Source organism: Citrobacter sp. JGM124 (assembly GCF_018257795.1).
GTDB lineage: Bacteria > Pseudomonadota > Gammaproteobacteria > Enterobacterales > Enterobacteriaceae > JGM124.
The window spans coordinates 36,392-46,503 of record NZ_JAERJD010000014.1; the positions used below are offsets into that span (position 1 = coordinate 36,392).

Sequence of the window (10,112 nt, forward strand, 5' to 3'; positions counted from 1 at the left end):
ATAATAGTCTGCTCTGGGTATTGCCCCTTTTTTATTTTGAGTATGATCTTTGTTTCTGTCCCCCAGGTGATTCTGGCTGACAGTCGTTTATTGTCTTTCACCTGCACTATCCGGCTAATACACACTATTGTCTCGCTGCCTGCGACGGGGTAATGGCGACACTGGCCGTCATCCCTGCCACCAGCGCGATCTCTTTTGGCAAGTCATCAATATGAATATGTACCGGAATGCGCTGCGCTAGCCTGACCCAGCTGAAAGTGGCTTCTATGTCAGGCAAACCCAGACTGCCAGTCATGTCATTACTGTCATCTATTCCTCGCCCAATACTCTCAACATGTCCGGTTATTTGAGGAGCATACCCCATCAGGGTCACCAGGGCTGCGTCACCGGGGTGAATATGACCAATCTTGGTCTCTTCAAAATAACCCACTACCCAGAAGCTATGAGCATCAATAACGGCAACCTTTGTCACTCCAGCACTGGCATAATCCCCTGGACGAAGTCGCAGATGTGTCACATAGCCGTCGACAGGGGAACGAACCGTGGCACGAGCGAGATTTAACTTGGCCAGTTCCAGGGCTGCCAGAGCACTCTGGTAATTCGCTATCGCAATACTGGCAACACGGGATGTCTGCTGTAAATCTTCGCCTGAGATAACCTCCCTGATTTGATTTCGCCGCTTTGCTGAGTCCTGGCGCATGACCATTTCATGACGTTTAGCATCCACTGCTGTTTGGGCCTGGGTTACCGCCAGTTGCAACCAATGAGGGTCGATAGCATAGAGAATATCACCACGATTAACCCACTGATTATCCTTTACCATGACATGGCTGACTGGCCCGGAAACATCTGGCGCTATTTGTACTACATCAGCACGGACTCGGCCATCCCGAGTCCAGGGCACCCCGGCATAGTGTTTCCAGGCGATAAAAGCAAAAATAATGGCGACAGTGACAGCGATCAGTGTCAGAGCATAGCGACCTGACAGAACCAAAAATGGCTTCATAGATACCACCCCAGCAGATTCATGCCCGGTATTAACAGGGTAAAAATAGCGATGAAAGTGGCAAACTCAATGAGCGCCCCACAAGGCAGTGCGGCGTAAAACGAGGTGGAGCTCACTATTTTTATCACGACCAGCGTGCAGAAAAATGCCACCAGCGCAATGACCAATAGGCCCGGTAGCAATACGCCACCAAGGTTAATATCAGCAATCATATATCTGCTTTCCTGTCTGTTATGTTCAATACTGTCCGCAAGTCAATCAGTGACGCAATAAGGGCAGCGGTATGGGAATTTGTGATGCGCATTTGGGCGAACAGCAAAGCCTCAATGTGCGGTAAAAGTACATCAGGTTCCGTATTTCCAGTGAACCGCGATAGCAGCGCTTTAATTGGTAATGCCATTTCACGGGGCAGTTTCTTTTGTGAGCGTTGTAGCTGGCTAATGGCGAGCCCGATGCGTAAATAGTTAATAACGCGATTAAGCACTTGCTCGCGGGAGTGATGACTCCGATGCAGTCGAGGAAGCAGTAAAGCGGTGCGATCTATCATCACATTTGTCCAGCGCACGTCATGCCAGGGGAGCCCCATTGCCCGGTGTCTGATATCCCGGCGGCAGCGATATAACAGGCGATTAATCGCTCTGCCGGCCTCCACAGTCTGGAGAAAAGTCATGCCGATCACCGCAAAACCTGTTGCTGCAAATAAAGCGATAGCTGTATTGATGGCCACGGAAAAATGGCCTGAATAGTGAGCACCCAGCTCTGAAAGAATGGGGAGTGTCAGTGTGATGCCCATCGCCATAAATGTTGTCGCAGGCCGTACTTGTAGCGAGCCTGCCAGCAGATAGATCGGGGCGAGAACCGCAACCAGTACCGTAAATTCAGTTACCTGAGGCAGGATGACAAAGCTGTAGCCCAGGCTGATGGCCACCCCATAAACTGAGCCCACAATATACTTAACAATATGTGGCGCTGGAGTATCGAAATTCCCAAAGAGCGTGCAACAGACTCCGAGAATAGACACGGCAACGGCCCCATCAGACCAGGCGGAATAGATCCAAATCAGGCAGCCGGTGAATATGATGACAAAAGCACCCAGTGCGGCGCGTGCGGCGGCCAAGTGATCCTTATGATACACATAGCCCTGCGGCGTTTTACCTTCATCCAGTGGCGGTAACGGCTTACCTGAACGGAGTGTCTCAGCCAGCAGGTCACATTGTTGCAATAACCTGACTGCCTCTTGTAATTCCTTGATAGATTTGGCTTGCATGACGTCTTTCATACTTAGAGGACGCGTCGAAGAAGGGGACAAGGCGAAATAGCGTTCAAACAGGCATTGGGGTGTCTGTCCCCCTGATGTGTGCTCCCCAGAAAGCCATTGCGTGATCCCCTCCACCAGCCAGGTATTCTGCCCGGCGAACGTTTCAGCCTCCCGCAGGCTATCGTGCAACTGGCTACACACGACCAGTAGCCTGGCCAGCCTGTCATGAATGAGCCACCGTGCCCGGCGTGATGATTTTATAAGGGATGCATCATAGGGGAGGTGATGCCCGACCCCCTCCAAAGCCTGTAGTGCTTCGGCCAGTTTCAGGTATTCCCCCCGTTCAAGGGGGGCATCTGTTAGCAGTGAGGTTACCATGTGTCGGGCTAACTTCAGGGTGGCGTCGAGCTTGCTATTAAACAGGCCCGACAGGCGTTCAGGCATGATATAGCGATGAATCAAACTGGCGCAGACCACCCCGATGGTTATTTCCTGTACCCGGATGATGGCGGTATCAAAAATGGTGCCGGGCTCGAACACGGCGGGAAAACCGATCAGACTGGCGGTATAACCTGCGAGCACAAAAGCATAAGCACGGGGTGTTCTGTCCAGCTGGGATAAATAGAGACACCCGGTTATCCACCCAGTCAGTACCAGGCTGCAAATAACAGGGTCATTAACAAAGTTCGGCACAATAGCGACGGTCATTGCCGCCCCCGCCAGTGTTCCCGCCAGGCGATAGACACAGCGACTGAGGGAGGCACCTGCTGAACTTTGGGAAACAATATAAACAGTGATAATTGACCAGGAAGGGTTATTGAGCCCAAGGGATAGCGCGAAGTAATAGGCCAGCATCGCCGCAGTAAAACTTTTGGCAGAATAGATCAGGGCATTCATATCTGCCACCAAAGGCGCTGAGGCAAAGATGTTGCGACACGAGTTGAGCATGGTTGTACAGGTTCCTGGCAATAAGCAGTAGCGTCACTGACGACGAAGATCATTATTGTTGGAACACAGAGTTGTTTAAATGCTATATACTGCCAAAAAATATCTAAATCATGCCAATATGCTACATTCTCGTGATGCTGTTTCAGTTTTTGACCCAGACCTGACCGCCTGTGCGGTGGTTGCCCGTCAACTTGATTTTACGGAATACCAGGAAGAAGTCCCCGTGCACAGCCATCGTAAGGGGCAGCTTATCCTGGCGCTTTTCGGGGCGGTGACTTGCCAGGCTGAAAATGATCTATGGATTGTTCCGCCACACTGCGGTGTCTGGATCCCTGGCGGAACGCCTCATAGTGCTAAAGCCACCTGGAATGCGCATCTTAATTATCTTTTCATTGAGCCGGGGGCGGTGACTTTGCCAGACCACTGCTGTACTTTTGCGATTTCACCACTAATACGAGAATTGATCGGTCGTTTAGTGAATGAGAATACTGATTACCTGCCAGGGAGCCATGCTGGCAGGCTTGCCCAAGTGACGCTGGATGAATTGGCTACGATGCCGCAGCAGAACTTTAACTTGCCGGTTTCCTCACACGTTAAAATTCGGCAAATGGCCGAGTCACTGGTCAGCCATCCGGAAGATCGTGGAACACTAAAAGACTGGGCTAAACGCCTGGCACTAAGTGAACGATCCCTGGCCCGGCTCATGGTAAAAGAGACTGGTCTTTCTTTTGGTCGCTGGCGTCAACAGTTACATCTCATTATTGCGTTACGCGGGCTGGCCAGCGGTATGTCAGTACAAAATGTGGCAACGGAACTGGGCTATGAGTCTGTTAATGCATTCATTACCATGTTTAAGAAGTCTGTTGGTTGTACCCCGGCACTCTACTTCAGTCAGCGAAAATAGTTCCCTGTAGCCTGCCGGACAATGCCTGAAGTGCATCTGGCGGGAGTGTAAACTGACTATTTTTTTTCCATTGCATGGATCTAATTTAATTAACGTAATTTTTACATTTTATTTTCATTCGCTATTTTATTTGTCATCTGAGTAAGAACACTGTTGACATGGTTTTTATTTTTGATAGATTCTAATTGACAGGTATATATTGTTATCGGCAGTAATTATTTCCTGGTGAAATAAAGGCAGGTAAGTAATACTTACCTTTATGATATTGTTAATAACAGAAATAAAGCAGCATATCCGGAATCGATGCCGTACGGGGGAATGCACTTGTGAGCTTATTTTCCAGTGAAAGAGAGGGTGTGATAAAACCTGACAATGGTAACCTCCTGTGTTTTAATCGTTATTTAATTAAATATTTCATAAGTAACTATTTATGTTAAATGTAAAAAAATATGGTACCTGAGAAGCCCTGACATTAAATTGCCAGGGCTTTGTTGTTTATGAAGGTGATTGAGGTTAATCATCGTTGTGTAAAATGATTCATATTCATAAAGCAGTTGAGTGTATTATAATTTTAGTAGCACACAATTGCTTAGGGACGAGGATATATGAGTGCATTGAATAATGAAGTAGAAGTGAAATTATCATTTTCATTATGGAAAGGTATCCTTACTTTCCTTTTTGGCGCTATTTTATGGTTTATTCCACCTCCGGATGCTTTGGCTATAAATGCATGGCACATGTTTGCCATCTTTGCGACAACAATATTTGCAATAATAATTAAATTAATGCCGATGGGTGCAGTGACAATGATTGCCTTAATTGTCTCTGCATTGACAGGTGTCACCCCAATTAACGGTAAAGGGGATCAGGTTTCCGCATTGTCGGGGTTTGCCAATGGCACTATTTGGCTAATCGGTATTGCTATGTTTATTTCCCGTGCTGTCATCAAAACGGGTTTAGGCAAACGAGTCGCGCTGTGGTTTATCTCTAAGTGTGGTTCCAGTATGTTAGGTGTTGCGTATGGGCTGGCACTGGCTGATTTAGTACTGGGGCCTGGTATTCCCTCTGCCTCAGCCAGGGGGGGTGGAATCATGTACCCTATAACACAATCCATTGCGACATCGTATCAATCCAGCCCAGGAAAAACGGCCAGAAAGGCCGGGGCATTTTTAATGCTCAGCGTGTCACAGATTGATGCCATTGTTTGTACTATGTTTTTAACCGCGATGGCAGGCAATCCATTAATCGCGGAATTAGCCTTTAGCCAGGGGGTTGAGATCAGCTGGACCACGTGGTTTCTGGGGGCTGTCGTTCCTGGTATCGCATCACTGATTATCCTGCCGGTTGTTTTATACTGGATCTATCCCCCTGAATTGAAGAAAACACCGGAAATCCCCCATATTGCCGTTGAAGAGCTTAAAAAATTAGGCCCTATGTCATTAGCAGAAAAAATACTGGCCTTTGATTTTATTTTGCTAATCCTGTTATGGACGGTGGGGGATATCTTTTTCTCTATTCCTGCCACATTATCAGCATTTATCGGTTTAGGTATTTTGCTGATATCAAACATCATGTCATGGAAAAACATTACGGAAGAGAAAACAGCCTGGGATACCATGTTCTGGTTTGCGGTATTAGTCATGATGGCCAATGCCCTTAATAAATACGGAATGATTAACTGGATTTCCAAAAATATTGTCATTTACGTGGGGCATTTTGACTGGCTGACTGTTTTTCTTATTTTAGTGTTAGTTTATTTTTATACCCGTTATTTCTTTGCCTCAGCGATGGCCCACATCTCCGCTATGTACCTCGCTTTTCTGGCAGTAGCTATATCGGTAGGAACACCACCATTATTTGCAGCATTAGTACTTGGCTATACCTCCAATCTCTCTATGGGGTTAACACAATACTCAGGAGGCCCTGGACCTGCGCTATTTGGTTCTGGTTATAACACCACAGGACAATGGTGGGGCGTCAGTTTCATTGTCTCTATTGTCTCGATCCTGATTTGGCTGATACTGGGTGGAGCCTGGATGAAACTCATTGGTTTTTGGTAATGAGAGTCCTCCCGGCAGTGTGTCATTTAATGGTGCTCTGCCGGACTCCAGCTGTGACAGTCAACATATCATATGGCAGGAAGGGGAGAGAAAAGGGAAGGCTATTTACTTTACTGCCAGAAAGCAAAAAAGCAGACGTTATTAAGCGTCTGCTTTCTTTAATATGGCTCCTCTGACTGGACTCGAACCTCATCTATGACTCCTATTAATATTGGGTTTGTTTGTTTTGGTGTTTTTTATACCAACACTTCTACCAACATTATTTAATGCACCTATATAAAATATCAATTAAAAACAATTGGTTATAACAACATATTATTGTCATTTTCTATCTGATGGTATTATCGATTTCAATGCCATATTGTCACTATTACTATGATTTTAATGCAATAAAAACATGTCATTGTGAAGTTATAACTCGATTTTTCACTTTGTCCACTCTTGAGGATTTTCAGTTTAAAGCACATCTTTTGGTATATGGATACCCAATAAAGAAACCATTCTATTGGGCCATATCCTGACGTTACGATGTTTATCTACTATGCATGGTATTGTTTTAAGTAAGACGCTGATTTCAATTCTCAGCGAGTTAGCGGCTGAAGTAGAAGCATCGACGGTACTTGAGTGTGAAAAACGATAAAAAATATAACTAATTGAATTTGTTTTTGTTTTTTTTATTAGTTAAACTTTTTTAAAAAAGTGTTGACCCAAAAATTATTGCGGGTAATATGTTTTGCAGACGCAACGGGTCTTGTTATTTGTATCTACAGTCAATGATGTGGCTGTCTGTTTTTCACGGAGATTATTCACATGAAAAAACAGATTGTTCACACAATTGAAAAAACCATAATCAGTCTTGAGATATTAATGGAGGTTTGTAAAAAAAATAATGAGCATATAATTTCAGCGGAATTGTCTTCTATCAAAGAAGAATTAAAGACAATTCTTAATGAAGATCATGATCAAAAAATTAAGAGTTCGGGTGCTATGATAGCCAATTGGGCACGAGTGCTTGCTTTTCTTAAATTGATTCAAGATATTTATACTCATTTTTTTGATGGTTCCTCTAAGTGAGCTTTGTCAGTAAACACTTAATATCTTCGTAAATGCAGCCTACTAATCTGCAATACATGTGAGGTGATACAATAAAACACGCGGTCAGTCGCTGCTAATAACTGAAGTCTTATCTGAAACCTTTTCTACATTCATATTGAGGTATTGAGTGTAAGTTAAAATTATAGATTGATTTTTATATTGAATATGTTATTTATTTAAGGTGCGAGATATGAATATAACAAATTTAAGTTATTTCTGATCTCATTGACAGTAAAACAAAAAAGTGCAGACAGTCACTTTTTTGGTTTCATTCAGTGCGTCGACTGACCTTTGCCTGAATTAGATTTAAATGACAAAATATCATAGAAGTCAATAAATGAAGGTGGAATATATGTCTTTCTTTAATGGTAATGCTGTTGTGGTAAAAAGATGTAACCAGATGGCATCTGATAAGCGCTATTTGGAGGAAGTGCTTCGTACTATTATTGATGAACATTTATCAGTTCTTTCAATTACTGAGCCATTGACAACTATGTCAATGGTGGCGAAAAAGAGCTATGCCCGAATATGTTTTTACCCCGTTTGTGATTTTTATACATTATACTTAAAGGATCTGTCAGTAGAAACTTTCAGTTTTGCTCTAATTTGGTTGGAGATGACTCATTATAATTCAAGAGGGAGGAAGAAGTTAATTAATAAATCATACTATCAAATATAATGAGGTTCTTATGAATTTATCGTATTTTTCTGGATTTAAAATAAAAGCATTACGACTTAAGGAGAATAAAAATCTGCAAGAAGTATCAGAAGGATTAGGCATTACAAAAACATATCTTTCATTAATTGAGAATGGTAAAAAGAAACCTTCAAAAAAAATTATATATAAAGCCGCACATTATTTTTCAGTTCCTGAAAACTCATTGGTTGAAAGTTCATCTTTTTTACAAGACTTGGCAAAAGTAGCGGATGAAATTGATCTTTCTGACTTAATCGTTGCATTTGAAATATTATCAAAGAAAGAATGATATATTAAATGACATGGTGAAATATATACTTTTGAGTATGTCTATTAATTTACTAGAAGTAAACAATATGAACTTATTTTCTTATCATTCATTATAATCAATGATTTTTATTTTAATGGACTATGATACTGATTTGTCTTTTTAAAAATGAAATAATTATCGGGTTTTATTTTTCATACAGAATGTAATCAATTAATTATTATTTATAATAAAAACACTGACAAAGAAAATTATGACCAAAAAGATGTCTAAAGCGGAGATTGTAGAAGCACTAAGCGAATGGTTTGATGTAAGCCGATATGATGTGCTGAAAGATTTAACGCTAGAAAAAATTTATGCTGAGCTAGAAAGACGGATCTTTGCCTATAAAGCTCGGCAGCAGTGGGAAACAGCAGGCCAAGAGAACCAATTGCTGGCGATACATCATGATGCCTTGATCCGTTCTGGTCAGGTTATACGTGAGACTAAATGGCTTTCTGATAGCCATATGCTGGCACACAGTTATGCCGTCAGGCCAATGACAAGGACTTCACTGTTCAACTATGGAAGGGCGATGTATCGTCTGGAAAACAACACGCCTAAAGATAATGTTTCAGTGAGTTCAGAATACATCTCTGAATACTTGAAGCAGGGTGGATTGAATCCTGCTAACAAGATGTTGATTGAGATTGATTTAGATGAAGCTAGCAGTGATGATCTGGCTGAACACCTAAAAGTGCTTATCAATCAGTGGCAGAAGCACCTCAAGGTATCTAAGCTCCCAGAAAAAGATTTCCGCTTTGGTCATAAAACCTTCCAGAAGATACTCGATTACAAAATCATCCCTCTTATGGATCTCATTGGTTGGGAACAACTCAACAATCAGAAAATCCCTTATCCTGTGTTGGCTGGTATCCTCCATACCGATATGCGCTATGCCAGAGGCAGCGAACAAATCAAAGATACGGATTACCCTCTGGCCTATGAGTTTTTGAACAATGATAATTATTTCAAATCGTTAAATGATTTTTTCATAAAAAACATGCATGTGAAGAGTTCAGATATACCTATTATCATGAGTGGCAAATCTAAAGACAAGAAGCAACAGTCACTAAGTCTGAACATCTCCGATATTCACTTGGGCTGATGGACTAATTTCGTTTTTCACAAACGATCTCCATAAAATTATTCAATCTAACGCACAGTAATAAATATTTTAAAATCGTAGTAAATAAAAAACTATTCGAATAGGCGTTGAAACGTATAAATTAGAATGACGCTGAAGATCCTATTTACTGAAGCTGAATATAATAGCGGATCTATTCCCGAATGCAGCCGAATTAATAGATACGTAATTAAAGTGATCCATACGTCAAGACCGCTCCATCGTTACTTCCATGTCGCCTTTATGTCAATAATCACATGATAAATATGATATTTAAGTTAAATCACAAATCAGTTAGTATTGCCGCCACGCAGTGACAGGCATGACATGGAAAAGGAAATGGATCGTCAATATAACAATAAAGTGACCCCGGAACTGTTGGCAGCAATGGATCAATCATCATTTACGGCGGAACAACTGGCAGAGATGGATGATGAAGGACGAGTACTGAGCGAAGAGCAGGATGAATACATCAGGCTGCATCCTGTGACAGTGCTCTGGCGTAAGGCTGTGTCGGGGATACTGACTGGCAGTGGTCTTGTCAATGGAGAGGTAAATGATGGGATATCGTGAGAACTGTTACGGGCGGGGACTTGCCCTGCATGGAGATAAAACAACCACGGGTGCCAGTTGCATCAGTTCACTGGGGCAGGGTACCTCTAATTTTGGTCTGGGGATAGTGCGTAAGGGGGATCACACCACCACCTGTCC

Annotated in this window: 10 protein-coding genes; 7 read left to right on the forward strand and 3 right to left on the reverse strand. The window is 42.8% G+C overall.

Annotation, left to right across the window (positions count from 1 at the left end; all coding sequences use genetic code 11):
- Nucleotides 1-124 precede the first annotated feature (124 nt).
- Genes JK154_RS16665 through JK154_RS16675 form a run of 3 tightly spaced genes read right to left on the reverse strand, consistent with a single transcriptional unit; the run spans nt 125 to nt 3,212 of the window.
- Nucleotides 125-1,006 (reverse strand): HlyD family secretion protein, encoded by an 882-nt coding sequence (locus tag JK154_RS16665; RefSeq protein ID WP_211993788.1) that lies wholly within the window; start codon nt 1,004-1,006, stop codon nt 125-127.
- A complete protein-coding gene (locus JK154_RS16670) occupies nt 1,003-1,218 on the reverse strand; it encodes a DUF1656 domain-containing protein (RefSeq protein WP_211993789.1) in 216 nt (71 codons plus the stop codon). Before JK154_RS16670 ends, JK154_RS16665 begins: the two co-directional genes overlap by 4 nt.
- A complete protein-coding gene (locus tag JK154_RS16675) occupies nt 1,215-3,212 on the reverse strand; it encodes an FUSC family protein (RefSeq protein ID WP_211993790.1) in 1,998 nt (665 codons plus the stop codon). The genes JK154_RS16670 and JK154_RS16675 overlap by 4 nt, the downstream gene beginning before the upstream one ends.
- 118 nt (nt 3,213-3,330) lie before the next feature.
- Between JK154_RS16675 and JK154_RS16680 the strand changes: the two genes are divergently transcribed.
- The 7 genes from JK154_RS16680 (at nt 3,331) to JK154_RS16710 (ending at nt 9,974) form a co-directional block, all read left to right on the forward strand.
- Nucleotides 3,331-4,116, forward strand: a complete 786-nt coding sequence (locus JK154_RS16680; protein WP_211993792.1) for a helix-turn-helix transcriptional regulator — start codon at nt 3,331-3,333, stop codon at nt 4,114-4,116.
- A gap of 605 nt (nt 4,117-4,721) precedes the next feature.
- Nucleotides 4,722-6,176, forward strand: coding sequence for a DASS family sodium-coupled anion symporter (locus JK154_RS16685; RefSeq protein ID WP_211993794.1), 1,455 nt, complete (start codon nt 4,722-4,724; stop codon nt 6,174-6,176).
- Between the two features lie 810 nt (nt 6,177-6,986).
- Nucleotides 6,987-7,250 (forward strand): hypothetical protein, encoded by a 264-nt coding sequence (locus JK154_RS16690; RefSeq protein WP_211993798.1) that lies wholly within the window; start codon nt 6,987-6,989, stop codon nt 7,248-7,250.
- 373 nt (nt 7,251-7,623) lie between these two features.
- Nucleotides 7,624-7,950 (forward strand): hypothetical protein, encoded by a 327-nt coding sequence (locus JK154_RS16695; protein WP_211993800.1) that lies wholly within the window; start codon nt 7,624-7,626, stop codon nt 7,948-7,950.
- Between the two features lie 10 nt (nt 7,951-7,960).
- Nucleotides 7,961-8,257, forward strand: a complete 297-nt coding sequence (locus JK154_RS16700; protein WP_211993802.1) for a helix-turn-helix transcriptional regulator — start codon at nt 7,961-7,963, stop codon at nt 8,255-8,257.
- 232 nt (nt 8,258-8,489) lie between these two features.
- Nucleotides 8,490-9,383, forward strand: coding sequence for a DUF6387 family protein (locus tag JK154_RS16705; RefSeq protein ID WP_211993804.1), 894 nt, complete (start codon nt 8,490-8,492; stop codon nt 9,381-9,383).
- Nucleotides 9,384-9,728: 345 nt separating this feature from the next.
- Nucleotides 9,729-9,974: a hypothetical protein gene (locus JK154_RS16710; protein WP_211993806.1), complete on the forward strand. Its 246-nt coding sequence runs from the start codon at nt 9,729-9,731 to the stop codon at nt 9,972-9,974.
- Nucleotides 9,975-10,112 lie beyond the last annotated feature (138 nt).